This is a genomic window from Pseudoduganella sp. R-31 (assembly GCF_049913235.1).
Classification (GTDB): Bacteria; Pseudomonadota; Gammaproteobacteria; order Burkholderiales; family Burkholderiaceae_D; genus Rugamonas.
The window spans coordinates 4197405-4221299 of record NZ_CP183986.1; the positions used below are offsets into that span (position 1 = coordinate 4197405).

General features: G+C 63.8%; 29 protein-coding genes. 21 read left to right on the forward strand and 8 right to left on the reverse strand.

Features of this window, described 5'->3' with window-relative positions; genetic code table 11:
- Nucleotides 1–132: 132 nt before the first annotated feature.
- Genes ACN9MY_RS18940 through ACN9MY_RS18970 form a run of 7 tightly spaced genes read right to left on the reverse strand, consistent with a single transcriptional unit; the run spans nucleotide 133 to nucleotide 6408 of the window.
- A complete protein-coding gene (locus ACN9MY_RS18940) occupies nucleotides 133–2226 on the reverse strand; it encodes a flagellar biosynthesis protein FlhA (protein ID WP_426162038.1) in 2094 nt (697 codons plus the stop codon).
- Nucleotides 2223–3368, reverse strand: a complete 1146-nt coding sequence (gene flhB, locus ACN9MY_RS18945) for a flagellar type III secretion system protein FlhB (protein WP_426162039.1) — start codon at nucleotides 3366–3368, stop codon at nucleotides 2223–2225. The genes ACN9MY_RS18940 and flhB overlap by 4 nt, the downstream gene beginning before the upstream one ends.
- The gene (locus tag ACN9MY_RS18950) at nucleotides 3361–4143 is read right to left on the reverse strand and encodes a flagellar biosynthetic protein FliR (RefSeq protein ID WP_426162041.1); all 783 of its coding nucleotides are present in this window, start codon (nucleotides 4141–4143) and stop codon (nucleotides 3361–3363) included. The genes flhB and ACN9MY_RS18950 overlap by 8 nt, the downstream gene beginning before the upstream one ends.
- Nucleotides 4144–4149: 6 nt before the next feature.
- Nucleotides 4150–4422 carry a flagellar biosynthesis protein FliQ gene (gene fliQ, locus ACN9MY_RS18955; protein ID WP_055924555.1) on the reverse strand — a complete coding sequence of 91 codons (273 nt, stop codon included), beginning with the start codon at nucleotides 4420–4422 and terminating at the stop codon, nucleotides 4150–4152.
- A gap of 11 nt (nucleotides 4423–4433) precedes the next feature.
- Nucleotides 4434–5180: a flagellar type III secretion system pore protein FliP gene (fliP, locus tag ACN9MY_RS18960; RefSeq protein WP_426162042.1), complete on the reverse strand. Its 747-nt coding sequence runs from the start codon at nucleotides 5178–5180 to the stop codon at nucleotides 4434–4436.
- Nucleotides 5177–5551 (reverse strand): FliM/FliN family flagellar motor switch protein, encoded by a 375-nt coding sequence (locus tag ACN9MY_RS18965; RefSeq protein WP_426172241.1) that lies wholly within the window; start codon nucleotides 5549–5551, stop codon nucleotides 5177–5179. The genes fliP and ACN9MY_RS18965 overlap by 4 nt, the downstream gene beginning before the upstream one ends.
- 2 nt (nucleotides 5552–5553) lie before the next feature.
- Complete coding sequence (locus ACN9MY_RS18970; RefSeq protein ID WP_426318301.1) at nucleotides 5554–6408, reverse strand: FliM/FliN family flagellar motor switch protein; 855 nt, start codon at nucleotides 6406–6408, stop codon at nucleotides 5554–5556.
- Nucleotides 6409–6795: 387 nt separating this feature from the next.
- Here ACN9MY_RS18970 and ACN9MY_RS18975 point away from each other — a divergent pair, with 387 nt between their 5' ends.
- The 17 genes from ACN9MY_RS18975 to ACN9MY_RS19055 all read left to right on the forward strand — a co-directional run bounded on the left by ACN9MY_RS18975 (nucleotide 6796) and on the right by ACN9MY_RS19055 (nucleotide 20434).
- The gene (locus ACN9MY_RS18975; RefSeq protein WP_426162044.1) at nucleotides 6796–7146 is read left to right on the forward strand and encodes a flagellar hook-basal body complex protein FliE; all 351 of its coding nucleotides are present in this window, start codon (nucleotides 6796–6798) and stop codon (nucleotides 7144–7146) included.
- Between the two features lie 36 nt (nucleotides 7147–7182).
- Nucleotides 7183–8952, forward strand: a complete 1770-nt coding sequence (gene fliF, locus ACN9MY_RS18980; protein WP_426318302.1) for a flagellar basal-body MS-ring/collar protein FliF — start codon at nucleotides 7183–7185, stop codon at nucleotides 8950–8952.
- Complete coding sequence (locus ACN9MY_RS18985) at nucleotides 8933–9955, forward strand: flagellar motor switch protein FliG (RefSeq protein WP_426162046.1); 1023 nt, start codon at nucleotides 8933–8935, stop codon at nucleotides 9953–9955. Before fliF ends, ACN9MY_RS18985 begins: the two co-directional genes overlap by 20 nt.
- A complete protein-coding gene (gene fliH, locus ACN9MY_RS18990; protein ID WP_426335949.1) occupies nucleotides 9955–10659 on the forward strand; it encodes a flagellar assembly protein FliH in 705 nt (234 codons plus the stop codon). The genes ACN9MY_RS18985 and fliH overlap by 1 nt, the downstream gene beginning before the upstream one ends.
- Nucleotides 10656–11966 carry a flagellar protein export ATPase FliI gene (gene fliI / locus ACN9MY_RS18995; RefSeq protein ID WP_426335950.1) on the forward strand — a complete coding sequence of 437 codons (1311 nt, stop codon included), beginning with the start codon at nucleotides 10656–10658 and terminating at the stop codon, nucleotides 11964–11966. Before fliH ends, fliI begins: the two co-directional genes overlap by 4 nt.
- A complete protein-coding gene (gene fliJ, locus ACN9MY_RS19000; RefSeq protein ID WP_426162049.1) occupies nucleotides 11963–12394 on the forward strand; it encodes a flagellar export protein FliJ in 432 nt (143 codons plus the stop codon). The genes fliI and fliJ overlap by 4 nt, the downstream gene beginning before the upstream one ends.
- Before the next feature lie 87 nt (nucleotides 12395–12481).
- The gene (fliD, locus tag ACN9MY_RS19005; RefSeq protein WP_426318304.1) at nucleotides 12482–13873 is read left to right on the forward strand and encodes a flagellar filament capping protein FliD; all 1392 of its coding nucleotides are present in this window, start codon (nucleotides 12482–12484) and stop codon (nucleotides 13871–13873) included.
- Between the two features lie 12 nt (nucleotides 13874–13885).
- The gene (gene fliS / locus ACN9MY_RS19010) at nucleotides 13886–14272 is read left to right on the forward strand and encodes a flagellar export chaperone FliS (protein WP_426162051.1); all 387 of its coding nucleotides are present in this window, start codon (nucleotides 13886–13888) and stop codon (nucleotides 14270–14272) included.
- Nucleotides 14265–14576, forward strand: a complete 312-nt coding sequence (locus ACN9MY_RS19015) for a hypothetical protein (RefSeq protein WP_426318305.1) — start codon at nucleotides 14265–14267, stop codon at nucleotides 14574–14576. Before fliS ends, ACN9MY_RS19015 begins: the two co-directional genes overlap by 8 nt.
- A gap of 2 nt (nucleotides 14577–14578) precedes the next feature.
- The gene (locus ACN9MY_RS19020) at nucleotides 14579–15817 is read left to right on the forward strand and encodes a flagellar hook-length control protein FliK (RefSeq protein WP_426318306.1); all 1239 of its coding nucleotides are present in this window, start codon (nucleotides 14579–14581) and stop codon (nucleotides 15815–15817) included.
- 7 nt (nucleotides 15818–15824) lie between these two features.
- Nucleotides 15825–16280: a flagellar basal body-associated FliL family protein gene (locus ACN9MY_RS19025; protein ID WP_426335951.1), complete on the forward strand. Its 456-nt coding sequence runs from the start codon at nucleotides 15825–15827 to the stop codon at nucleotides 16278–16280.
- Nucleotides 16281–16285: 5 nt separating this feature from the next.
- Nucleotides 16286–17002, forward strand: coding sequence for an RNA polymerase sigma factor FliA (gene fliA, locus ACN9MY_RS19030; RefSeq protein WP_426335952.1), 717 nt, complete (start codon nucleotides 16286–16288; stop codon nucleotides 17000–17002).
- A gap of 40 nt (nucleotides 17003–17042) precedes the next feature.
- Nucleotides 17043–17957 carry a flagellar motor stator protein MotA gene (motA, locus tag ACN9MY_RS19035; RefSeq protein WP_426162056.1) on the forward strand — a complete coding sequence of 305 codons (915 nt, stop codon included), beginning with the start codon at nucleotides 17043–17045 and terminating at the stop codon, nucleotides 17955–17957.
- Nucleotides 17941–18927, forward strand: a complete 987-nt coding sequence (locus ACN9MY_RS19040; RefSeq protein WP_426335953.1) for a flagellar motor protein MotB — start codon at nucleotides 17941–17943, stop codon at nucleotides 18925–18927. Before motA ends, ACN9MY_RS19040 begins: the two co-directional genes overlap by 17 nt.
- A gap of 22 nt (nucleotides 18928–18949) precedes the next feature.
- Nucleotides 18950–19222, forward strand: a complete 273-nt coding sequence (gene flgM / locus ACN9MY_RS19045; RefSeq protein WP_426162058.1) for a flagellar biosynthesis anti-sigma factor FlgM — start codon at nucleotides 18950–18952, stop codon at nucleotides 19220–19222.
- On the forward strand, nucleotides 19219–19647 hold the full coding sequence (gene flgN, locus ACN9MY_RS19050) for a flagellar export chaperone FlgN (protein WP_426162059.1): 429 nt from the start codon (nucleotides 19219–19221) through the stop codon (nucleotides 19645–19647). Before flgM ends, flgN begins: the two co-directional genes overlap by 4 nt.
- Nucleotides 19634–20434: a glycoside hydrolase family 73 protein gene (locus tag ACN9MY_RS19055; protein ID WP_426335954.1), complete on the forward strand. Its 801-nt coding sequence runs from the start codon at nucleotides 19634–19636 to the stop codon at nucleotides 20432–20434. The genes flgN and ACN9MY_RS19055 overlap by 14 nt, the downstream gene beginning before the upstream one ends.
- Here the strand turns inward: ACN9MY_RS19055 and flgA are convergent.
- Complete coding sequence (flgA, locus tag ACN9MY_RS19060; protein ID WP_426162061.1) at nucleotides 20394–21110, reverse strand: flagellar basal body P-ring formation chaperone FlgA; 717 nt, start codon at nucleotides 21108–21110, stop codon at nucleotides 20394–20396. The two genes, ACN9MY_RS19055 and flgA, sit on opposite strands and share 41 nt — an antisense overlap.
- A 54-nt stretch (nucleotides 21111–21164) precedes the next feature.
- On the opposite strand from flgA, the gene flgB reads away from it, so the two are divergent.
- The 4 genes from flgB to ACN9MY_RS19080 are packed head-to-tail and all read left to right on the forward strand — an operon-like array spanning nucleotide 21165 to nucleotide 23886.
- Nucleotides 21165–21527 carry a flagellar basal body rod protein FlgB gene (gene flgB, locus ACN9MY_RS19065; RefSeq protein ID WP_426335955.1) on the forward strand — a complete coding sequence of 121 codons (363 nt, stop codon included), beginning with the start codon at nucleotides 21165–21167 and terminating at the stop codon, nucleotides 21525–21527.
- An 11-nt stretch (nucleotides 21528–21538) separates the two neighbouring features.
- Complete coding sequence (gene flgC / locus ACN9MY_RS19070) at nucleotides 21539–21955, forward strand: flagellar basal body rod protein FlgC (RefSeq protein ID WP_426162063.1); 417 nt, start codon at nucleotides 21539–21541, stop codon at nucleotides 21953–21955.
- Nucleotides 21955–22623 (forward strand): flagellar hook assembly protein FlgD, encoded by a 669-nt coding sequence (locus tag ACN9MY_RS19075; protein ID WP_426335956.1) that lies wholly within the window; start codon nucleotides 21955–21957, stop codon nucleotides 22621–22623. The genes flgC and ACN9MY_RS19075 overlap by 1 nt, the downstream gene beginning before the upstream one ends.
- A 15-nt stretch (nucleotides 22624–22638) precedes the next feature.
- Nucleotides 22639–23886 carry a flagellar hook protein FlgE gene (locus ACN9MY_RS19080; protein ID WP_426335957.1) on the forward strand — a complete coding sequence of 416 codons (1248 nt, stop codon included), beginning with the start codon at nucleotides 22639–22641 and terminating at the stop codon, nucleotides 23884–23886.
- Nucleotides 23887–23895: the final 9 nt, after the last annotated feature.

Genomic DNA, 23895 nt, shown 5'->3' on the forward strand with positions numbered 1-23895 from the left:
TACAGTCTTCGGGCAGCGGGTTCGGGTTGAGCGGTATTGATCTTCGCCGAAAGTCAGAGGCGCACAACCAAACCCGGGACCTGGAGACCGTACAGGGTCTGACCCTCCGGGTCTGACCCTGGTTTGCCGGTTTCAGCCCACCGTACCGATAATCGAAACTTCGCGATTCTCCGGCACTTCGTTATACGACAGAACGTGCAGCCCAGGCGCAAACAAGCGGGCGTAACGCGCCAGCAGCGGCCGGATCTGCGGCAGCACGAGTAGCAGCGGCGGGGTTGCCTGCTGCTTCATCTGCTCGCGCGCCACCGGCATGTTCACCTGCAATTGCGCCAGCAGGTGCGGGTCGATCGGATAGTTATCCAGCACCACCTTGCCGGTCTGGCGCGCCTGGTTCAGGGAGCCAAGCAGCATGTTTTCCAGTTCGCCGCCCAGGTTAAAGGCCAGCATCTCGGTCTTCTGGCCGAACAGACCGGACACGATCTGGCGCCGCAGCGCGCAACGCACTTCGGCTGCCAGCAGGATCGGGTCCTTGGTAGTTTCAGACGAGTCGAGCAGCGTCGTGGCAATCGGCACGATATCCTTCAGCGACACCGACTCCTGCAACAGCACGCGGAACACGCGCAGCAACTGGGTGTGCGTCAGCGCCTTGTCCAGCGAGCCAGCCAGCTTCGGCGACAAGGCAGTCAGGCGATCCATCAATGCCGCCACGTCTTCATGACGGAACAGCTCCGGCAGGTACTCGCGAATCAGCTTCGACACATGGGTCGCGATGGCGCTTGGCGCTTCCACCACCTGGTAGCCCAGCCCCAGTGCATGCGCCTTGTCCTTTGCCTCGATCCAGGTCACCGGCATGCCATAAGCCGGTTCCACGCCAGGGATGCCGTCGATCTGGCCATAAACGTTGGGCGACGCGATTGCCATCAGGCGCTCTGCAAACACTTCGGCCACCGCAATCGTGGACCCGCCCAGCACTACCGCATACTGCGTCGGCTTCAGCCCCAGGTCGTCGCGCACGTTAATCTGCGGCAGCACCATGCCCATCGCTTCCGACAGGCTTTGGCGCACGCCGCGCAAGCGCTTGGTCAGCACTTCGCCATGCGCCTTGTCGATCATGCCCACCAGCTTGTAGCCCAGCGAAACCTGCAACGGCTGCACCACGGGCAGCGATTGCCATTCGAGCTCTGGCACTTTCTCTTCGCGCAGCGCTGCCTCGATGGCGGCGATGTTGTCGACCACCGGCGCGCCCTGCCGCTGGTACAGGCGCCAGCCCACATAGCCCAGCACCGCGGCAAAGGTGAGGAAGCTCAACTTCGGCATGCCCGGCACCAGGCCGAGGATCACCATCACGGCCGCAGCGCTGAACAGCACATTCGGCGATGCCAGCAACTGCTGGCCCACCTGGGATTCGAAGTCGGCGCCTTCCGTCTCGGACACGCGGGTCACGATGATCGCCGCCGCAGCCGACAGCAGCAGCGCCGGAATCTGCGCCACCAGGCCGTCACCGATGGTCAGCAGGGCGTACTGCTTGAACGCATCGCCGAAACTCATGTCCTGCATCACGGTACCGATGGCGACACCGCCGACGATATTGATGATCAGGATCAGGATCGATGCAATCGCATCGCCGCGCACGAATTTGGCGGCGCCGTCCATGGCGCCGTAGAAGTCCGCTTCCGTCGCCACTTCCTTGCGGCGCTGCACTGCCTTTTCCTGGTTGATCAGGCCCGCATTCAGGTCGGCGTCGATCGCCATCTGCTTGCCCGGCAAGGCATCCAGGGTGAAGCGCGCCGACACTTCGGAAATTCGCTCGGCGCCTTTGGTCACCACGGCGAAGTTGATGATCATCAGGATCACGAACACCACCATGCCGACCACGTAGTTGCCGCCAATGACCACCTGGCCGAAGGCCTCGATCACCTTACCGGCAGCATCCGTGCCCTGGTGGCCGTGCAGCAGCACCACGCGGGTCGAGGCCACGTTCAGCGTCAGCCGCATCAGCGTGGTAGCCAGGATCACCGTCGGGAAGACCGAGAAGTCCAGCGGCCGCTTGGCGTTCACGCTGACCAGGATCACGATCAGGGCCAGCACGATATTGAAAGTGAACAGGACGTCCAGCAGGATAGGCGGCAATGGCAGGATGATCATCGCCAGGATCGCCAGCAGGAATACCGGCGTGGCGAGTTTGTGGCGTCCCGCTTCTGCGAACAAGCCCTTCAGGAAATTCATATGGTTGCTGCCTCACTCATGGAAGTTGGAACCGGTACCTGCGCCGCTTCCAGCGGATTGGGCTGCGATGGACGGCGCCCTTCACGGAACGCCTTCAGCTGCAGCACATAATGCAGGACCATGGAAACAGCCTGGTACAACTGCACGGGAATCTGCTGGTTGACCTGGCTGGTATTGTAAATTGCGCGCGCCAAGGGCGGCAGGGAGAGCACATCGATGCCGTTCTCCTGCGCCAGCCGCTTGATGTACAGCGCCATTTCGTCGACGCCCTTGGCCAGCACGAACGGCGCCTCGGCGCGCTTCTCGTCGTATTTCAGCGCCACCGCATAGTGCTCCGGATTGACGATCACCACGTCGGCGCCCGGCACGATCTTGCGCGCAGCCCGTTCGGCCATCGCTCGCTGCAGTTGCCGGATGCGCTGGCGCACTTCGGGACGGCCTTCCTGCGACTTGTATTCTTCCTTCAGCTCCTGCTTGGACATCTTTTGCTGTTCGGCGAAGAAGTAAGCCTGCGCCGGCACGTCGATGATGGCGAAGATGATGAACACGGCCACCATGGCCATCACGCCATTCAGCATCTGGTTGGCGCCCGAAATCATGGCTTCATTCAGTCCCAGCCCTTGCAGGCGCGTGTACTCGTTGACCGTACTGGTGCCGATGTGCACCAGCACCCAGCCCAGCACCGCTGCCTTGCCGATCGATACCAGCAGTTCAAAGCCATGCTTCTTCGAGAACAGCCGCCCCAGGTTGGTCACCGGGTTGAAGCGCTCGAACTTCGGCTGCAGGTTCTTGGCGCTCATCACCCAGCCGCCCGGCACCATGGCGCCCAGCACGACAAACAACGGCACCACGAACAAGGGCAACACCATCTTCACCAGCAGCAGCGCGGAACTGAGCCAGACCGTGCTCATGACGTTCTCCAGGGCGCCCTCGCCTTCCAGCGGCGCAAACGCCTGGTGGAAGATCTCGCGGAAATCCAGCAGGTAGTCCGGCAGCATGTACACGAACAGCTTGAGCGACACCAGGATGCCGATGGCCGTCGCCAGGTCGCGCGAACGCACCACCTGGCCTTCCTGGCGGGATTTCTTCAGCTTCTGCGCTGAAGCCTTCTCTGACTTGTCGCCGCCGCTATCGTCAGCCATGAGGCACCATCTGTTGCTGGATCATGTCGAGCACACGGCTCGACATGCGGATGTAATGCTGCGGAATGAAGCGCACCACCTGGCCCAGCATCAGCAGGCCGAAAACGGTGATCACCGAAAAGCCCAGCGCAAAGAGGTTCAGCGTCGGCGCCACGCGGTTCAGGAAACCGAAACCAAGCTGCACCACCAGCGCGGAAAACACCACCGGTATCGCCAGCAGCATGGCGGCCGAGAAGATCCATGCCACATTCCACGCCACCGCCTGCAACAGCAGCGCCGAATAACCGCCGCCCAGCGGCCAGGCCTTGAAGCTTTGCCCGATCACGCCGGCCAGCACCAGGTGGCCGTCTATCGAAAAGAAAACGACGATGGCCAGCATGGACAGCAGCGCCGACACCACGTCCGACGAAGTGCCATTCAGCGGGTCATTCATCACCGCCATCGAAAAGCCGACCTGGCTCGATACCAGGTAACCCAGCACGCCGATCACCGACATCGAAAAATGAAATGCCAGCCCGATCGCGCCGCCGATCACCGCCTGCTCCAGCGTCACCGCAATGCCCTGCACCGAAATCGGGTCGATGCCCTGCACCGCCTGCCCCTGGGTCACCGGCAGCAGGATGATCGCCAGCACCAGCGACACCAGCAGCCGCACAGTGACCGGCACCATCATCTCGCCCAGCACCGGCGCCGCGCTCAGCATGGCCATGCAGCGCACGAAAGGCCACCAGATTGCCGTCAGCCACACCAGGAGGTTTGCCAGGACCTGTTCCATGGCCCGCTACCCCACCAGAGTTGCCGCGCGCTGGAAGATCGACACGCAATAATCCATCAGGTAGCTGGACATCCAGCGCCCCGTCAGGACAATGGCCAGCAGGGTGACCAGCAGGCGCGGCAGGAAGCTCAGCGTCTGCTCATTGATTTGCGTCGCGGCCTGCACCAGCGCCACCAGCAGGCCCGCGACCAGCCCTGGCACCACCAGCACCATGACCATGATCATTACGATATGCAGGGCCTCGACGATCAGGTCGACGGCCACGTCGGGCGTCAGCATCGCTTTGTCACCTAATAGGCCTGTATGCTCGTCACGAGCGTATTGACAGTCAATGTCCAGCCATCGACCAGCACGAACAGCAGCAGCTTGAACGGCAGCGAAATCACCAGCGGCGACAGCATCATCATACCCATTGCCATCAGCACCGACGATACCACCAGGTCGATGATCAGGAAGGGAATGAACAGCAGGCAACCGATCTGGAATGCCGTCTTCAATTCAGACAAGACAAACGCCGCCAGCTTGACGGTGAACGCATGGTCGGCGGGATTGGTAATCGCGTCTTCGCCGGCCAGGTGGGCGATCTGCCTGAGCGAAGCCTTGCTGGTCTGGGCCAGCATGAAGCGCGATATCGGCTTCTCGGCAATTTTCAGCGCATCCTGCAAGCCGATCTTGTCCTGGTCGTAGGGCACGAAAGCGTCGCGCCACACCGCGTCCCCGATCGGCTTCATCACCAGCAGGGTCAGGATCAGCGCCACGCCGGTGATGATACGGTTGGGCAAGCCCTGCTGCAGGCCCAGGGCCTGGCGCAGCAGCGACAGCACGATGACGAAACGGGTAAAGCTGGTCATCATCATGACCATGATGGGCAGCAAGCCCAGCAGGGTCATGATGACCAGGATCTGCATCTTCACCGACAAGTCGGTCTTGGCGCCAGGGACCACCCCGGCCAGCAAATCCTGGGCCCACGCGGGCGCGCAGGCACATAGCAGCACTGCCCCGGCCGCCAGGCCGGGCACCAGGCGGCGCGCCGTCATGGCGCCATCATGTCGAGGTTCAACCCGTCCAGATCGATGACCTTGAGGCCGTAGTTTTCGCCGGCCACCACCACCTCGGCGCGGCCGATCGCGGTGCCGTTGACCTTGATGGTCAGCGGTTCCCCGGCCAGCATGTCGAGTTCCACCACGCTGTCCGGCCCGATCTGCATCAGGTCCTGCAGCGACAGGCGGGCCGAGCCAACCTCCAGCGTCAGCGTGACGGGAATCTTGCGCATCATGGCAGGCAGGTCGCGCCGGCCGGCACGCGGCGCCGGCACGTCGCTCAAATCCTGCGATACCTGGTCGATGATCATTTCTTCCGACATATCGTCCAGCATGGAGTCGTTGGAACCGTTCGGGTTATTCATCATGTTCATTCGGAATCTTCAAAAGAGGTTAAGCAGAGTTTGCCCTTGTGCTCAGTGACCGCAGCTGTAAACAGGCGGGATTCTTCGAGCATAACGTCTGCCCTGTGCAGGCTGATCGGGATGACATCGCCCACACGCAGGTCGAACATGGCGCCCAGCGTGGTTTCCTTGGAAACCAGCCGGCCGCTCAGGCCAACCTGGAGCCGCGCCGCCAGCGGCCCTGGATGCTTGTTGCCCTTCTTGCCGGCATCGCGCTCCGGCATCAGGCCGGCCAGCACACTGCCCATCACTTGCTTGTCGAGCGCAAACCAGGCCTTGCCCTGCAGTTCGCCATCGCTGAGCGAAACAGTGACCACCCAGCTTCCTTTGCCGGGCTGGGCGGCGCTGCTTGCCTTGATGCTTTCCTCTTCGCCAAGTTCGCGCCCGCTTGCAGGCAGGTTACTTTCAATTCGCGCTGCCAGAATGCTCACCAGCTGTTGCCCCAGAACCACAGCCAGGCGTTCCTCGGTAGCGGTAACTCGCACGGCCTGTTCGTCAACAGCGGCATCGGCGCGGGTGGCGCGCCCGTAACGGTAATTCAATACGCCTAGCAGTATCTTACGCTCCAACGCAAAACCCAGTTGCCCGGAAGGCGCTGCAAAACCCAGCCAGCGCTGGCGCGCTTCGCTGCCGTCGAGGCGGCTGAAGGACACATCGTCCACCTGGAACGTGCCCCAGTAACGGCGGTGGACGTTCAGGCGCATGGCCTGGGCCAGGTCTTCGCGCAACTGCGCGGCAAACTCGGGCAGCCGGTGTACCGGCCGCCCCAGCAAGCAAGGGTCAAGTACTTCGTATTGCACAGTGCTTTGAGAGGTAGTCATAGTTGGCCATCCGTCTGCTGCAATCCTATCGCAAAGTTCTGCGCTCAGGATGATCTTGGAAGCGTAGAATAACTCAAATCCCTCAGTATTGCCATGAATCAAGTAGCTCTTTGGTCAAAAAGACTTTACATAAAAGTTTCCAAAGAGTAAGCTTCATTATTGCAATGTAACATCAGTTGGTTGCAAAAACTATCCTTAGTGCATGATTTATAAGTAGTTTTGCGATTTGTAAGCGGTTGTTACGAACCAGAAATCGGGTTACACTGCATGTTCCCGTACGGCACCATTTAACATTTAGTCCAGATTGTTGGTTAGTGACTGGAAGTCAATGGTGTTGCAGTATTGGTAACGAAAGCGCGCCCTGACGCAACCAACCTGAGGTGTTTTATGGCAAATGAATTCGCTGGCCTGATCAAGGCCGACCTGGCATCCCTGAACAATGCGGCCGCCGAGCTGACGCAGCACGCCAACCTCATCGCGCCTGCCGCCCAGTTCAACGCGCCGCAGCCGGGCGCCACTTTTTCCTTTGCCCAAACGATGCAAGACGCCATTGCCGGCGTCAATGCGCAGGACCTTGATGCCGGTCAAAAGATGGCCGATGTCGATGCCGGCCGCAGCGACGACCTGGTGGGCGCCATGCTCGCCAGCCAGGAAGCCAGCCTGTCGTTCCAGATGCTGATGCAGGTGCGCAACAAGGTGATGGGTGCGGTCGATGAATTGATCAAGCTTCCGCTGTAATCTGTAGTTTCCGCCTTCCTTCTCGAAAGACCTGACGTGATTGCTAACCTCAAGTCCGCCCTCGGACGCTGGCGCGGCGCTGCGGCACCAGCGGTGCCGCCGGCTGTCCTGAAGAACCTGTATCCCCTGCTGCTGCTCGCTGTCGGCGTGACGGCGCTGGTGCTGATGATCCTGTGGAAGGACCAGAGCGGCTACAAGCCGGTATTCGGCCAGCGCGAAAAAGTCGCGACCGCCGACATGATGAACGTGCTCGACGCGGAAAAGATTTCTTACCGCATCCATCCGGAAACCGGCCAGGTGCTGGTGCCGGAAGGTAAGCTGGGCCAGGTGCGCATGCTGCTCGCCGCCAAGGGCGTGACCGCGCAATTGCCGGCCGGCCTGGAACTCATGGACAAGAACGACCCGCTCGGCGTCTCGCAATTCGTGCAGGACGTGCGTTTCCGCCGCGGCCTGGAAGGCGAACTGGCCAATTCGATCATGACCCTCGACGCGATCGCCCATGCGCGCGTGCACCTGTCGATCGCCAAGTCCACTTCCTTCGTGTCGAGCGATGGCGAGAAGTCGTCGGCCTCCGTAGTTATCGCTACCAAGCCAGGACGCACGCTCGCGCCTGAACATATCGCCGCCATCGTCAACATGGTGGCAGGCAGCGTCGCTTCGCTGAGCCCGGCGCGTGTGAGCCTGGTCGACCAGGCCGGCAACCTGCTGTCCTCGCACGTCGACCTGACGGAGGCGTTCGATGCCTCGACCTCGACCAATGAGAACGCCAAGCGCCAGCAGGAAGAAATCCGCGCCAACATCAAGGGCCTGCTGGGCCCTATCGTTGGCGACAGCAATTTCCGCGTCAGCGTGACCGCCGATGTCGACAACGACAAGGTCGAAGAAACCGTTGAAAAATATGGCGCCGACCCCAAGGTAACCAGCGAAGCCATGCGCGAAGAGCAGGACCGCAACCGCATCGCGATGGGCGTGCCTGGCACCCTGTCCAACCGTCCGCCGCAGCAGCAGGCGGCCGATGCAGCGGCCGCAGCCGGCGCGGCTGGCGCGCCCGGCCAGGCGCCGGAAGGCACCGCGCGCAAGAACGCGACCACGCGCCAGTTCGCCTATGACCGCAGCATCACCCAGACCAAGCGCGCCCGCGGCCGCCTGGTGCGGCAGAACGTGGCCGTGGTGCTGGCACAGGCTGCCGCCCCCTTCCCGAAGACTGGCTGGACCGCACCTGAGATTGCCAACATCGACAAGGTGCTGCGCAGCGGCCTGGGCATCAATGAAGAACGCGGCGACAAGCTGGTGGTAAGCGCCATGAACTTCCCTGCCAAGGCGGCCGACGTGCCATGGTGGCAGGAACGCGATACGGTGGTCGATTCGGTCAACTGGCTTGGTTACGCGGTGGCCCTGCTGCTGGCTTACCTGCTGCTGGCCCGCCCGCTGCTGCGCCTGCTGACTGCGCGCTTCGCCCCGGCCACGCCGGCGCAGGCGGCCAAGCCGGCCCTGGCCGGCGCGGCGGCGCGCCAGGCCGAGGCTACGCCGATCCCGGGCAGCGCGACGGCCGTGCCGGGCGCCGCCGGCGCGGCAGCTGCTCTAGGCTCTCCGCAAGCGCAGGAAGAAGCGGGCGCCAAGCCGGCAGCGCTGCAAGGCAGCCAGATGCCGATGGTGCCGCTGCTGGAAAACTACGATTTGCCGCCTGCCGGTTCGCCGGTGGACGTGATGGTGGACCACCTCAAGGTTCTGGCCGAGAAAGAGCCGGAACGCGTAGCCGAAGTCGTCAAACAATGGATGCAGAAAAATGGCCGACATCAACAATAACCTGGACCAGGAACAGGGCCTGAGCCCGGTCGAGCAAGCCGCGATCGTGCTGCTGTCGATCGGCGAAGAGCCGGCTGCTGCCGTGCTGCGCTGCCTGTCGCGTGAAGAATTGCTGGAAGTGACCCAGGTCATGTCGCGCATGAGCGGCATCAAGGTGGAAGAAGTGAAGACCGCCATGCAGACCTTCTTCGACGACTACCGCCAGCAGTCCGGCGTGCACGGAGCTTCGCGCTCCTTCCTCAAGCGCTCGCTCGACCTGGCGCTGGGCGGTGATATCGCGAATACCGTACTGAACAACATCTACGGCGACGAGCTGCGCCCGAAAATGGCGCGCCTGCAGTGGGCCTCGCCGAAGTGGCTGGCCGACTACATTGCCAACGAACACGTGCAGATGCAGGCGGTGTTCCTGGCCTTCCTGCCGCCGGCGCTGGCCGGCCAGATCCTCGATGCGCTGCCGCTGGAAGGACGCGACCTGGTGCTGCTGAACATGGCGCGCCTGGACGAGATCGACCGCGACCTGCTGCTGGAACTGGAAGAACTGGTGAACCGCTGCCTGTCCTCGTTCGACTCGCAGTCGACCAGCGTGGAAGGCGTGCGCCAGGTGGCCGAGATCCTGAACCGCCTGCCCAGCAACCGCGCCCAGATCGTCGAGCTGCTGCGCGCCCACGACCCGGAAGTGGTGGAACAGATCGAGATGCAGATGTACGACTTCCTCATCCTGTCGACCCAGACCGAAGTCACGCTCACCCGCATCATCGAGGAAGTGCCGCTCGAGCAGTGGGCCATCGCGCTCAAGGGCGCCGAACAGGCGATCCGCGACGCGGTGCTGAAGACCATGCCGAAGCGCCAGGCGCAGGCCTTCGAAGACATGATGCGCCGCGCCGGCCCGGTGCCGATGTCGCGCATCGAAGCGACGCGCCAGGAAATCATGGCCACTGTCAAGGCGCTGGCCGATGCCGGCGAAGTCGAAGTGCAGCTGTTCGCTGAAACGGTGGTCGAGTGATGAAACAGTTCCGCCCTTACCGCTTCCCGCCTTTGCAGCAGTACGTGCACAGCGCCAATGGCCAGCGCGTCGCCGGCCAGGGCCACGTGGCCGATGCCGCCCAATGGCAGGCTTCGGTCAGCGAAGGTTTCGAGCAGGGCCAGCGCGACGGTTATGAAATCGGCTTGCAGCGCGGCCAGGAAGACGGCTTTGAAGCCGGCCGCCAGCAAGGCGTGGAGCTGGGCCGTGAAGAAGGCCGCCAGGAAACCCTGGTCGGCTTCGACCACCTGGCGCGCCCGGTCGACGGCATGCTCAAATCGCTGAAGAAGCTGCGCGCCGATTACCGCGCCGCCCAGCGCAAGGAAGTGGTGGACCTGGTGGCGAAAGTGGCGCGCAACGTGATCCGCGCCGAGCTCGCGCTGCAGCCGGTGCAGATCATGGCCCTGGTCGACGAGACCCTGGCCTCGATGCCGCCAACGCGCGACGAGATCGATGTCTACCTGAATCCGGAAGAAGTCAAACGCATCATGGAAGTCGATCCGAAGCGCGCCAAGCGCTGGAACCTGATCGGCGATGCCCGCCTCGACCTGGGCGAATGCCGCATCCGTGCCGGCGATAGCGAAGTCGATGCCGGTTGCCACCAGCGTCTTGCTGCTGTCATGGAACAGGTCGATAATCAGTTGCAGGCCGCCGATGGCGGTGACGACGCTGAGAGCGAAGAATGATTGCAGACGCACTGCGCAAACTGGAACTCGATGACGTACCGCTGGCGACCCCGACCGGGCGCCTGGTGGGGGCTTCCGGCCTGCTGCTGGAGGCTACCGGTTGCAAGCTGCATACCGGCCAGCGTTGCCAGATCGAGACAGTCGATGGCGAATGGCTCGACGCGCAGGTGGTGGGCTTCCGCGAAAAGCTGACCTTCCTGATGCCGTTCAAGAAAGCTGCCGGCTTGACCACCGGCGCACGCGTGCTGCCGTCCAACGAAAAAGGCAGCTTGCAGATTGGCGACAGCTGGCTGGGCCGCATGGTGAACGGCATTGGCGAACCGATCGATGGCCTGGGCAAGCTGGGCGGTGAATACGCGCTCGACGCCCAGCCGCCGCGCATCAACCCGCTCAGGAAGCAGCCGGTAATCGATGCACTCGACGTGGGGGTGCGCGCGATCAACAGCATGCTGACCTTGGGCAAGGGCCAGCGCGTCGGCCTGATGGCCGGTTCCGGCGTCGGCAAGTCCGTGCTGCTGGGCCTGATCACGCGCCAGACCGTGGCCGACGTGGTGGTGGTAGGCCTGATCGGCGAACGTTCGCGCGAGGTGCGCGAGTTCATTGAAATGTCGCTGGGTCCGGAAGGCTTGAAGAAAGCCGTGCTGGTCATCGCGCCGGCCGACGAGTCGCCCTTGATGCGCATCATGGCCACCGAACTGTGCCACTCGATCGCCGCCCATTACCGCGACCAGGGCAAGAACGTGCTGCTGCTGGTCGATTCGCTGACCCGCTATGCGATGGCGCTGCGCGAGGTGGCGCTGGCACTGGGCGAGCCGCCCGCCACCAAGGGCTATCCGCCATCGGTGTTTTCCGCCCTGCCCCAGCTGGTCGAATCGGCCGGCAATGGCGAAAATCCATACGGCAGCATGAGCGCGATCTACACCGTGCTGGCCGAAGGCGATGACCAGCAGGACCCGGTGGTCGACACCGCGCGCGCCATCCTGGACGGCCACATCGTGCTGACGCGCGAACTGGCCGAGCGCGGCCACTACCCGGCGATCAATATTGCCGCCTCGATCAGCCGCTGCATGAACCATGTGATCACGCGCGAGCACATGCTGGCGGCGCGTGCACTGAAAGCCTCGATGGCGCGCCATGAACGGGTGCGCGACCTGATCCCGCTGGGCGCCTACGTGCCGGGCGCCGATCCGGTCACCGACAAGGCCGTCAACCTGCATCCGCATATCGAAGAATTCCTGTGCCAGGGGACCAAGGAACCGGCCCCCTACGCCAATTGCGTGGACCAACTTGAAAGGCTCATGGCATGACGACAACCACGATTCGCAGCCTGTCGACCCTGGTCGACATGCGCAGCAATGAAGTCGACAAACTGCAAACGGAAATGGCCGCCAAGGAAAGCGTGCGCGACCGCTACCGGAAGACGCTCGACAAGCTGACCAACCTGTACGAAAGCAGCGGCCCGTCCGGCCGCCTGCCGATGGCCCTGGCCATCAATTGCGGCGATTACAAGCAAGGCGTGATGGCCATGGCCGACAGCCAGCGCCTCAACCTGCACATGCACGAGGCCGACATGGCCGTGTCGCAGCGCGCCCTGACCGCCGCCTACGTCAAGCGCGAAGTGCTGGGCCAGGTCTTGGAGCGCCACCAGGACGCAGCGGCCACGGCGCAGCGTGCGCAAGAGCGCAAGCGGCATGACGAACTGGCAACCCAACTGTGGTACCGCGGACATAAATGAAAGGCTGAACCGAATATTTCATGAAGTCATCACTTTGGTCGCCTCTTACCTTGGTACACTTCATTTAATTTCTTCGGAGCACGAGAAATGGCTACTTCTGTCCCCACCTACGATCCCAAGACCACGGCCACCCAACTGGCGCAGATGTATATCCAGGGGCGCCAGTCGATGCTGGATTCCCAGTCTGCTACCGCGACGGCGATCGACAAGGCGCTGAGCAAGCTGAGCTCGGCCCTGGGCACCTTCCGCAGCGCCCTGTCGTCAACGACCTCGTCCGGCTCGGTTGTAGCCAACAAGGCAACATTCAGCTCCGATGTCGGCACGGCCACGGCAACCGCCTCGGCGGCCGCCGGCAATTACCAGTTCTACGTCGAGCAGCTGGCCACGGTCGGCCAGGTGTCCTACAGCGGCATGACCGATTCGGCCGTGACCGGCGCGGCCGCCGGCACCCTGTCCGTCAAGCTGGCCGATGGCAGCAGCTTCACCGTCAGCCTGGCCAACGGCGACAAGGACCTGAACAATACGCTGAGCGCGAAAGAAATTGCCGCTGCCATCAATATGGAAGCGACCAATAATTCGCGCGTGACCGCCTCCACCCTGACCGTCAACGGCCAGACCCGGCTGGTGCTGACCTCCAATGTGACCGGCCAGGCCAATGGCGTGGCCGGCATCGACACCACCAACCTGGGCGATCCAGCGTTGCAGGCGCAGCTGGCCGATGCCAACCGCGTGCTGCAGAACGGCACCGATGCCGTGGTCTGGGTCGGTGCCCCGGGCGGCGATCCGAGCAACAAGATCACGCAAGCGTCGAACACCTTCAATGTGGTCGATGGCGTCTCGATGACCTTCACCAAGGCCCAGACGGGCGGCGTGCCGGTCACCCTGAATGTCGCGCGCGACAGCAGCGCCACCGCGACCAATGTGCAGAATTTCGTGGACCAGTGGAACAAGATGCTGGCCTCGATCGGCGAACTGACGGCAGCCGGCAACGTTGCCAAAGGAACGGCCAGCGGCATCTATGCCTCCGACGCCGGCCTTGCTTCGCTGAAATCGCGCATGCAATCGCTGCTGCGCACGGCGGTCGGCGGGGTCAGCCTGGTCAACTATGGCGTCACGGCCCAGCGCGACGGCACCCTGGCGCTGGACAAGACACGCCTGGACAAGACCCTGGCCACCAACCCGACCGGCCTGGACGCGATCCTGGGCAAGACCGGCACCATGCCGACGGGCGTCCTGGGCAACCTCGATACCCTGGTCAACAGCTGGACCAAGGCCGGCACCGGCCAGCTCGCCACCCGCAAGGATGCCAACGCCAAACTGCAGTCCCAGCTCGTGTCCCGCCAGGCCGCGCTGGAAACCCAATACGACAACGCTTACAAGCGCTACCTGAACCAGTTCACCCAGCTGCAATCCCTGCAGTCCCAGATGAGCGGAACGAGCAGCATGTTTGAAGCGATGTTCAGCAAATCCGATTCCTGAAAGTCTTAAACAATGGACCACGACGCCTACGGCAGCTATCACGCCACGAACCTGGATGCACAGACGGCCCGCGCCACGCCGATCGAACTGGTGCTGGTGCTGACCGACGGCCTGCTGGAAGAGCTGGCCCGTGCACGCGGCCACATCCTTGGCAAGCGCTACGAACAAAAGGCGCTCAGCCTCGACAAGTGCACCGAGATCATCAACGGGCTCGCCAGCTCGCTCGATTTCGAGCAAGGCGGCGAGGTGGTGGCCAACCTGGGCCGCCTGTACGACTATTGCGCTGCCCGCCTGTACCGCGCCGGCGTGGACATGGACCCTGCCGTCATCGACGAGGTGGTGGGCCTGCTGACCACGATCCGCGCCGGCTGGCAAGGCGTGCACGACAAGCATGGATAGGCATGGGACGCTGCTGCAGCTTGCGCAGCAGCTGAGCGCCGCCACTGCCGCCAGCGACTGGGCGGCACTGGCGGCGATTAATACTTTGATGACCTCCACCCTGCCGGCGCTGGCAGCGCAGGGTGCGTGGACGCCGGCCGAGCGCGCAGCGCTGGCGGCGCTGCGTGATTTGCACGTCGCGGCTGTGGCAAGAGTTGATAGCGCCACCGTCGAGACTGGCCAGCACCTGAGCGATATGACGAACAACAGAGAGGGCTGGCTTGCCTATGCCCTCGACAGCGGTGACGCTGCAACCGGAACCTGAGCATGATCAACTTGCCTGCGGCCCCTGCCGCTCCCGTCCCAACAGCCGCCGGCGCTGCCGGCCTGCCGCCGCCGGCCGCCAACGGCGCCGCAGCGGCCGATGCGGCCCGCGGCAGCACGGCTGACAGCGCTGCGCCGGCCAGCGGCCTGGCCGGCGTGCTGCTGGATGCCGCCGCCATGGTGCCGGCGCCGTTCGGCGCCCTGCTGGACGCCATGGCCGGCAGCAGCGCCGACCAGGAAAGCACCCCGGCCAAGCCTGCCGACGACACGGCAGCCGCCGCGGCCGCCCTGGCCACCATGCTGCCTGCCATGGGCACGCTGCCGCTGAACGGCGGCACGCCGGGCGCCACGCCCGACAGCGTGGCAGCCGTCGCCGCCGCCCTGACCGCTCCCGCCGCCAAGGCCAACGCCAGCAGCCTGCTCTTGCGCCAGCAGGCCCAGGCCAGCGCCCTGGCCGCCCGTGAAGCCGGCGCCGGCGCGCAGGCCGAGGCCGCCAGGGCGCCGGCAGCACCGCTGCCCGACACCCGCAGCGCCCTGCTCGCCGCGGCAGCCCGCCCTGCTGCCAGCCCGGTACTGCCAGCCGCCACGCCCGCCGCGGCGACCCGCAGCTCGGCCAGCGAAGCCCTGGCCAGCGCGCTCAACGCCCTGCAAGGCCAGGCCGCCGACAGCACGGCCGCCCCGCTGGCCGCCAAGGACAGCGCCAGCCTGCTGGCCGACAGCCAGCGCCAGCCGGCCGATGCCGGCGCCCTGCCCGGCTTCCGCAGCGTGCTGGCCAATGCAGCCGCGCCCCAGCCCGGCGATACGCTGCAATTGAGCGGCAGCCCGGAGCAATGGCAGCAGCCGCTGCGCGCCGCCCTCGGCGACCGCCTGCAGCTGCAACTGGCTCGCAATGACGAGCGCGCCGTGATCCGCCTGGAACCGCCAAACATGGGCAGCGTGGAAATTTCCGTGCGCCACAGCGGCGGCGCCCTGCAGGTGAACATCGCCGCCAGCCACAGCGAAGTGCTGCGCCAGCTCAACACCATCGGCGACGCCGTGCGCCAGGACCTGTCGCAGCGCCAGTTCGGCGAGGTAGCCGTCACGGTGTCTTCCAGCAATGCGCGCAGCCTGGCCGATGGCGGCCAGCAGCAGCGCCAGCAGGACGCGCAGCAGCAACGCGAACAGCAGCGCCAGCCGGGCCGCGCCCTGGAAGGCAGCGATGCCGGCAACACCACTTTTGCCATGTTGGGCGAACGGGAGTAAGCATTAGATGAACAAGAAACTGGTCCTGAGCGTGGCAGCCGTGCTGCTGGTGGGTGCAGGCGCCGCCGGCGGCGCCGTCTGGCTCATGAAAGGCAAGAGCGCCGAGCCGGCCAAGGCGGCAGCCGAGGAGAAAAAACCGGGCGAGCCCCTGAAGTACCTGACCATCGAGAAAGTCATCGTCATGCTGCGCCGCCAGCCGGGCGAGACCGTGCCGCACTATATGTCGGCCGACCTCGTCATCTCGACCACGGCCAAGCAGGAAAAGGAAGCCAAGGAAGCCCTCCCGATGCTGCGCAGCGTTGCCGTGCGCGCCCTGTCGGCCCTGCCGATGGAAAAGGCGTCGATGATGACCATTGACCAGTTTGTCGAGGAATTGAACAAGGCTTACGATGAAGCCTACACCAAGGAGGCGCGCGAACGCCCCTTCGAGCAAGTGATGATTGGCAAGTTGATCCTGGAGTAAAGGCCATGGGCTTGGTGGATACGGTTGCAGATCCCTATGCCGAGAGCTACGCCGCAGTCAGCGTGGCCGACGAGCAGAAGCACTTGCTCGCCTACGCGCCGCTGGTCAAGCGCATCGTGCGCCAGCTGAATTCGCAGGTGCAAGGCGCGATCGACCGCGACGACATGGAGCAGATTGGCTTGATGGGCCTGCTTGAAGCGCTGCGCCGCTACGGCGAGCCCGATGCCGGCTTCGGCAGCTACGCCGCGCTGCGCGTGCGCGGCGCCATCCTCGACGAGCTGCGCCGGCAGGACTGGCGCCCGCGCGCGGTGCGCCAGCAAAGCCACAAGATGCGCGATGCGGTGCGCGAGCTGACGCGCAAGCTGGGCCGCGAGCCGGGCGAACAGGAAATCATGACGGCGCTCGGCCTCGATGCCGAGGCCTACCAGGCTTACCTGCTGGACGAGAATGCCGAGACCATCGCCAGCTTCGACGACATCCTGCAGGACACCCTGGCCGACACCGGCAGCGTGGCCGGCCCCGAAGAGCAGCTGATGATACGCCGCAGCCTGGAACAGGCGCTGAACGGCCTGGACGAACGCGAGCAGCGCGTGATCCAGATGTATTACGAATTCGAGCTCAGCTACAAAGAAATCGCCGCCGTGCTGGACCTGACCGACGCCCGTGTCTGCCAGTTGAACAAGCAGGCCCTGAACAAGATGAAAGCGGTGCTGGCGGCCTGAGCCGCAGCCCACCCGGAAGACCAATCGAAAGGCATAAACCATGCAGCAACTATTCGGCATCATGATCGTGTTTGGCTCGGTGTTCGGTGGCTACGCCATGATGGGCGGCCACTTCACCGCGATCTGGCAGCCGCTGGAACTGCTGGTGATTGCCGGCGCCGGCATCGGTGCCTTTGTCATCGGCAACCCGCGCCACGTGCTGTCGGAAACCATGGTGCAGGTCAAGCACCTGATGTCGCGCAAGAAGTACGACTCGGAATTCCAGCGCCAGCTGCTGCTGCTGATGTATGAACTGCTGCAACTGGCGGCCGGCGGCCTGAAGGCACTTGACGCCCACGTCGAAGCGCCGCGCGAATCGCCGCTGTTCCAGCGCTATCCGCTGATCCTGGACGAGCCCAAGCTGCTGGCCTTCATCGTCGACAACTTCCGCCTGATGGCCATGGGCAAGATCAACGCCCACGAACTGGAAGGCGTGCTGGAGCAGGAACTGGAAGCCATCCACGAAGAACTGACCCAGCCGGCCAAGTCGCTGGGCAAGATCGGCGAAGCCATGCCGGGCTTCGGTATCCTGGCCGCGGTGCTGGGCATCGTGATCACCATGGGCACGGTGGGCGAAGGCGCCACCTCGGCCGAGATCGCCGAGCACGTGGGCGCCGCCATGGTCGGCACCTTCATCGGTATCTTCTTCTGCTACGGCGTGCTGGACCCGATTTCCAATATGCTCAAGCAGCTGGTCAGCCAGGAAGCGTCCACCATGGAATGCGTGAAAGTGGTGCTGGTCACCCACGTGGCCGGCAAGCCGCCGCTGCTGGCCATCGACGCCGGGCGCCGCCTGGTGCAGCTGAACATCAAGCCTAGCTTCGCCCAGCTCGAAGGCTGGATCAATGCGATGGAAGGCGGCGACGAGCCGGAATCGACTTCGCGCCGAGGAGGTGGCCGTGCTAAAGCCGCATGACAAGCACCATGAGCAAACCATCGTCAAGCGCGGCGGTGGCAAGCACAAGCACGACGAGCATGGCGGCGCCTGGAAGGTTGCCTTTGCCGACTTCTGCCTGGCCCTGATGTGCCTGTTCCTGGTGCTATGGCTGATGGCCGTGCGCAACCAGGAATCGCTGGAACACGTGCTGACCCAGTCCGACGGCAGCAAGACCGACGTCGGCAAGGGCGTGATGCCGGAACAGGTGGGCGGCCCGCGCGGCAGCCTGATCGAACGCTTCCCGATGCCGCGCACCGGCAATACCGATGTGGACGGCAATGCCACCCAGGGCTTCAACAAGAGCCCGACCGACACGGCGGAAAACCGGGTGCGCTACGAAACGCCGGAAGACCTCAAGCTGCTGGCCAAGACGCTCGCCAGGATGAGCGAGGAAACCGGCCTGGCCAGCAATCTGGAATCGGTGGTCACGCCGTATGGCTTGCGCGTGATGTTGCACGATACCGACAGCCAGGGCATGTTCGTGCGCGGCTCGGCGGTGCCGACCGACAAGTTCGCGCGCCTGCTGCAGAGCATGGGCCCGCTGTTCGCCAAGATGGAAAACCAGATGCTGATCGTCGGCCATACCGACTCCTCGCAGTATGCCGATACCAGCTACAAGGCCTTCTCCAACTGGAACCTGTCCAGCAACCGTGCCATGGCCGCGCGCTCGCAGCTGCTCGCCGGCAGCATGCCGCAGGACAGCGTGCTGCAGGTGGTCGGCATGGCCGACCGTGCGCCGCTCGATGCCAAACGGGCCGATGCTGGCGTCAACCGCCGGATCGAACTGCTGATCCTGACCAACACGCAGGCGAAAGCCATCGCCGATATGTTTGGCATGCCGAGCAGCAAGACTGCTATCATCCGGGAATTGGATTTGCCCGAACCCGGCCTGTTGCAGCAATTGCGGCAACAACTGCTGCCTGGCAAGGGGAAAAGCAATGGCAATTAATGTTAAGTCAAGAGGAAACCGTATGAGGATTTCCGGTTCTACCCCAGGCACCCCGGTGCAGACCGTGGCCGACAGCGCGCCGGCCGACGCGGCGCGCCCGAGCGCCGCCCCGGCCGCCCGGCGCGAGCTGGAATCGGCCGTGATGCAACCCGCCATCCAGGCCATGAAAGAGATGGGCGACATCGACCATGAGCGCGTGGCGCAGTTGCGCGACGCCCTGGCCAAGGGCGAACTGCCGTTCGACGCCGGCAAGCTGGCCGGCCTGATCCAGAAGTTCCACCGGGGCGAGCAGTGAGCGAGATCAGCCGCCAGGACGCCATGCGCTTGCTGCTCGACGGCATCAAGGCGGACTTGCACAGTTACCAGCAGATGCTGGACCTGATTGCCCAGCAATTTGAAGCGGCGATCCGCCACCAGAGCGAACGCCTGGGCGAAATCGCTAAAGAAATCGGCGCTTTGGTCGATGTGCTGGAAGCGCGCCGCGCCCAGCGCGTCGAACTGGCAACCCGCCTGGTCGGCGCCCAGCCCTCCATGGAACAAGTGTTCACCCTGCTCAAGCCCGATGCGCGTGCGCGCCTCGAAGCCGACTGGGCGCAACTGGAAGGCATGGTGCAGACGGCGCGCGAAATGGGCCGCCGCAATGCCGAACTGCTGGCGGAGCAATACACCATCATGCAGCGCGTGCTGCATGGCGACGATCAAACCTATGAGCCGGTCTGAATTCACGCCTTTCCGGGCCTTTACCGCTGCCACCGCGCCGACCCAGGCCACGGCAGCCACCGTCAGCAATATGAGCGCGATGCGCCCTGCGCTGCCGGCCGCCTTCAGCCCATCCCCGGCCGCCACCGGCGGCGCGGGCAGCGCCACCTTCCGCCAGGTGCATGCCGAAGTTGCACGCTATATTGCGGCAGCCGACGCACCGGGCGCCGCTGCGCCCGGCGCCGGCAACGCCCTGACTGCCGATGGCGCCGCCCTGCGCGCCCGCATTGCCGCGCGCGCCATCGGCGGCAGCGAGGCAACGGCCGAGGCCGGCGTGCCCAGCGAAGCCCAGCAAGCCTTCCTGGAAGCGATCCGCCCGCATGCGGAAGCGGCCGCGGCAAGGCTTGGCGTGGCGCCGGAACTGGTGGCCGCCCACGCGGCGCTGGAATCAGGCTGGGGCCGCCATGCCCCGGGCAACAATATGTTCGGCATCAAGGCTGGCGGCAACTGGCAGGGCGCCGTGCAGGCGCTGGCCACGCTGGAAGTGGAAGACGGCGTCGCGCACAGCCGCAACGAGCGCTTCCGCGGCTACGGCGACATGGGCGGCTCGTTCGAAGACTATGCCGGCATGCTGCTCGACAATCCACGCTACCGGCGCGCCCTCAACACCGGCAGCGACGCGCAAGCCTTTGCACATGCGCTGCAGGCCGGCGGCTATGCCACCGATCCCGCCTACGCCGACAAGCTGGGCCGGGTTGCCGCCAGCATCAAGGCAAGTCTGCAGGCTCAACAGTCCCAGCATCAATAACGCGCGCCCGGATCTGGGTGCCGCTGCTGTTTTTCACTCGGATGATGGCGCCGCGCGTGCCATTGTCCAGGGCTTCGCCCGCCATCGACACCTCGATCTGCTCGCGCTTGGCGACGATGCGCACCTGGTCGCCGCGCTTGACCAGTTGTGGCGCTGCCAACATATTCTGCCGAATGACTTCGCCGGCGCGGATGGTGCGCCGCGCAGCCATCCCCTCGAGCTCGCCAAAGTCGGAAAAAGCATCGGGAATCAAGGTGATATCGTGGCGCTCCCGCAACAAGTCTATAGGCGACAGAATTTTTCCGGAAATTAAATCGGTGGCAGCAACTGCAACGTTTGCCGACACCTTGCCCTTGGCAAGGAACTCATAGCGCCAACCTTGCAAGCTTGGGCAAACCACCACGAAACGCATGCGTGCGATGCCGCGCTGGTCCAGGCTCTCAACCCGTGTCTCAGAGGGACAGGAAGGAATGACGCGATTGGTCTTTATGACTTCGACATCGAACTTCGGCTCCAGCCAGCGTTGGCTTTCTGCATTGTTTTGCAATTGCTTTTCTGCAGCTAGTTTCACTTTGCTTAGCAATTCTTCCATTGTTGAAGCAGTTGCAAGCCTGAAATTTAAAATTCCTATGAGCAATATTCCACCGAAAACCTGTACAATGGGATTGTTGGGCATGGGCAATACCTTTAGACTGTAAATTCGCTGGGACATTACCAGAGGAGAGCAACAATGGCCATTAATTTCAAGGACGCGCTGGGTTTGCATGCGGATGCATTGCAGCTGCGTGCGCAACGTACGCGCATCCTGGCATCGAACATCGCCAACGAGAATACGCCGGGCTATTCAGCCCAGGATATCGACTTCAAGGAGTCGCTGGCGCGCGTCGAAGCGGAGCTGTCCGGTGAGCCAATCCTCGACGGAGATGGTGAAACCAAGTTCCGCGTGCCCTACCACCCCAGCGGCGACGGCAACACCGTTGAAATTGGCGTGGAGCAAGCCGCTTTCTCGCAAAATGCAACTGACTTCGCAACCAGTTTGACCTTCATCAACATGAAATTGCGTGGCATCGCCAAAGCCATCAACGGTCAATAAGGGGATTTTTCATGAGCTTTAAAGACATTGCGCAAATTGCCGGTTCGGCGATGGCGGCACAGACAGTGCGCCTGAATACCGTCGCCTCCAACCTGGCCAATGCCGACTCGGTGGCCGGCAGCGAGGCCGAAACCTACCGCGCCCGCAAGCCGGTCTTCGCCACCGTCATGGACGACAACGTCGACGCCGCAGCCGGCGGCCGGGTGCAGGTGCTGGACGTGGTCGAGTCGGCCGAACCGCTGCGCAAGGTGTACGAGCCCGGCAACCCGCTGGCCAATGCCGACGGCATGGTGTTCTACCCGAATGTCAACCAGGTGGCCGAGATGACCGACATGATGTCGGCTTCGCGTGCTTTTGAAACCAATGTGGAAGTGCTGGGCCGCATCCGCGGCATGCAGGCTTCCCTGCTCAAACTCGGTGAATCCTGATGGAAACCAACCTGTTTACCAACGCTGCTGCGCAAAACAGCAACCCGACCGGCGTGGCGCTGAACGGCGCCTCCAACGAAGGGCGCGACATGTTCACCAAGCTGCTGGTGGCCCAGATCAAGAACCAGGACCCGCTGTCGCCGCAAGATCCGTCGCAGTTCGTCCAGCAATTGACCCAGCTCTCGCAAACCGAAGCGCTGCAGAACCTGGCCAGCCTGACCACCGCCAACGCCTCCGTGCTGCAATCGATGCAGGTGCTGGCCATGGGCGCCCAGGTCGGCTCCGACGTGATGGTGCAGTCCAGCCAGGTGAGCATCGACGGCCACAAGGTGGTGGGCGAAGCGACCCTGGGCAGCAGTTCGGCCAAGACCAGCCTGGTGCTGACCGGCAGCAACGGCCAACAGGTTGAAATCGTCATGGGCACCCTGCCTGCGGGCACCCACCAGTTCACCATCGACCCTGCCGCGCTCGGCCTGCCAGCCGGCAGCTATTCCATGCGCCTGGCCAGCGAGAGCAACCCGAACGCGCCGCTGGCCGTGCTGGGCCGCCTCGACAGCGTTCAGGTCGGCGCCGCCGGTAGCGTTACCGTCAAGATTGATTCCGTGGGCGAAGTATCGCCTTCCGCCATTACTGCATTCCGGGGCAAAACCCCGACTTCCGCTATTTAACGAAAGGTCCTCGCCATGAGTTTCGATATCGCTTTGTCCGGCATCCAGGCCATCAACGAGCAACTGGGCACGATTTCCAACAATATCGCCAACGCCGGGACCTACGGCTTCAAGTCCAGCCGCGCCAACTTCGCCTCGCTGCACGCCGGTGCGCAGCCGACCGGCGTGCACATCGGCTCGACCACCCAGTCGATCGGCCTGAACGGCGGCATCCAGGCCACCAACCGCGGCCTGGACGCCCTGATCAATGGCCGCGGCTTCTTCGTGGCCAAGGATTCCACCGGCCAGACCAACTACACCCGCGTCGGCATCTTTACCAAGGATGCCACCGATTTCCTGGTCAACAGCGCCGGCGCCAAGGTGCAGGGCTTCCAGCTGACCCCGCCAAGCATGGTGGCCGGCCCGATGGGCGACATCAAGGTGCCGACCAACCTGCTGACCGCCAAGGCCACCACCAACATCGATTTCGTGGCCAATATGTCGGCCGACTGGACTGTACCAACCGGCAATATCACCACCAAGCTGCCGAACGCTACCGTCACCCCGGCCGTGGTGCCTGACGCCAACATGTACAACATGTCCAAGGTCACCGTGGTGCACGACTCGCTGGGCAATGAACACACCGTGACCCAGTATTTCGTGAAAGACGTGGCAGCGCGCACCGTCAAGGTGTACTCGGCAGTGGACGGCACCGACCTGGGCGCCGCCGGCGGTTCGCCCTACACCCTGACCTTCGACACCAGCGGCCAGCTGGACCTGGCGGCCAACGGCGGCGCCTCCTATGCCCATAACCTGAGCTTCGCGGCAGCGCCGGCAGCGGCGATGACCGTCGAGATCGACTACACCGGTACCACCTTCCAGAAAGGCGAATCGACCACCTCGACCAACGCCGCCGACGGCTACGCGGCCGGCAGCTACGTGGGCGTGGAACTGGACCAGGCCGGCAACGTGGTGGCCAAGTACTCCAACGGCGAAAAGCAAGCCATCGCCCGTTTGGCCATCGCCACCTTCCCGGATGAAGATGCGCTGACCCCGGTCAATGAAACGTCCTGGACCGCCAACGTGCAGTCCGGCAACGCCAACCTGTCCGAAGCCGGCCAGGGCGTGGCCGGCGCACTGACGGTCGCTTCGCTGGAAACCTCCAACGTCGATGTGACCTCGGAGCTGGTCAGCCTGATGACCTCGCAGCGCAACTACCAGGCCAACTCCAAGGTCATCACCGCGGAGAACGAGATGCTGCAGTCGCTGATGCAAGCCCTGTAATAAAGGCCA

Coding starts and splice junctions, on each gene's coding strand:
- ACN9MY_RS18940 (WP_426162038.1), bottom strand. CDS start 2,226: ATGAATTTCCTGAAGGGCTTGTTCGCAGAAGCGGGACGCCACAAACTC.
- flhB (WP_426162039.1), bottom strand. CDS start 3,368: ATGGCTGACGATAGCGGCGGCGACAAGTCAGAGAAGGCTTCAGCGCAG.
- ACN9MY_RS18950 (WP_426162041.1), bottom strand. CDS start 4,143: ATGGAACAGGTCCTGGCAAACCTCCTGGTGTGGCTGACGGCAATCTGG.
- fliQ (WP_055924555.1), bottom strand. CDS start 4,422: ATGCTGACGCCCGACGTGGCCGTCGACCTGATCGTCGAGGCCCTGCAT.
- fliP (WP_426162042.1), bottom strand. CDS start 5,180: ATGACGGCGCGCCGCCTGGTGCCCGGCCTGGCGGCCGGGGCAGTGCTG.
- ACN9MY_RS18965 (WP_426172241.1), bottom strand. CDS start 5,551: ATGATGAATAACCCGAACGGTTCCAACGACTCCATGCTGGACGATATG.
- ACN9MY_RS18970 (WP_426318301.1), bottom strand. CDS start 6,408: ATGACTACCTCTCAAAGCACTGTGCAATACGAAGTACTTGACCCTTGC.
- ACN9MY_RS18975 (WP_426162044.1), top strand. CDS start 6,796: ATGGCAAATGAATTCGCTGGCCTGATCAAGGCCGACCTGGCATCCCTG.
- ACN9MY_RS18985 (WP_426162046.1), top strand. CDS start 8,933: ATGGCCGACATCAACAATAACCTGGACCAGGAACAGGGCCTGAGCCCG.
- fliH (WP_426335949.1), top strand. CDS start 9,955: ATGAAACAGTTCCGCCCTTACCGCTTCCCGCCTTTGCAGCAGTACGTG.
- fliI (WP_426335950.1), top strand. CDS start 10,656: ATGATTGCAGACGCACTGCGCAAACTGGAACTCGATGACGTACCGCTG.
- fliJ (WP_426162049.1), top strand. CDS start 11,963: ATGACGACAACCACGATTCGCAGCCTGTCGACCCTGGTCGACATGCGC.
- fliD (WP_426318304.1), top strand. CDS start 12,482: ATGGCTACTTCTGTCCCCACCTACGATCCCAAGACCACGGCCACCCAA.
- fliS (WP_426162051.1), top strand. CDS start 13,886: ATGGACCACGACGCCTACGGCAGCTATCACGCCACGAACCTGGATGCA.
- ACN9MY_RS19015 (WP_426318305.1), top strand. CDS start 14,265: ATGGATAGGCATGGGACGCTGCTGCAGCTTGCGCAGCAGCTGAGCGCC.
- ACN9MY_RS19020 (WP_426318306.1), top strand. CDS start 14,579: ATGATCAACTTGCCTGCGGCCCCTGCCGCTCCCGTCCCAACAGCCGCC.
- ACN9MY_RS19025 (WP_426335951.1), top strand. CDS start 15,825: ATGAACAAGAAACTGGTCCTGAGCGTGGCAGCCGTGCTGCTGGTGGGT.
- fliA (WP_426335952.1), top strand. CDS start 16,286: ATGGGCTTGGTGGATACGGTTGCAGATCCCTATGCCGAGAGCTACGCC.
- motA (WP_426162056.1), top strand. CDS start 17,043: ATGCAGCAACTATTCGGCATCATGATCGTGTTTGGCTCGGTGTTCGGT.
- flgM (WP_426162058.1), top strand. CDS start 18,950: ATGAGGATTTCCGGTTCTACCCCAGGCACCCCGGTGCAGACCGTGGCC.
- ACN9MY_RS19055 (WP_426335954.1), top strand. CDS start 19,634: ATGAGCCGGTCTGAATTCACGCCTTTCCGGGCCTTTACCGCTGCCACC.
- flgA (WP_426162061.1), bottom strand. CDS start 21,110: ATGCCCAACAATCCCATTGTACAGGTTTTCGGTGGAATATTGCTCATA.
- flgB (WP_426335955.1), top strand. CDS start 21,165: ATGGCCATTAATTTCAAGGACGCGCTGGGTTTGCATGCGGATGCATTG.
- flgC (WP_426162063.1), top strand. CDS start 21,539: ATGAGCTTTAAAGACATTGCGCAAATTGCCGGTTCGGCGATGGCGGCA.
- ACN9MY_RS19075 (WP_426335956.1), top strand. CDS start 21,955: ATGGAAACCAACCTGTTTACCAACGCTGCTGCGCAAAACAGCAACCCG.
- ACN9MY_RS19080 (WP_426335957.1), top strand. CDS start 22,639: ATGAGTTTCGATATCGCTTTGTCCGGCATCCAGGCCATCAACGAGCAA.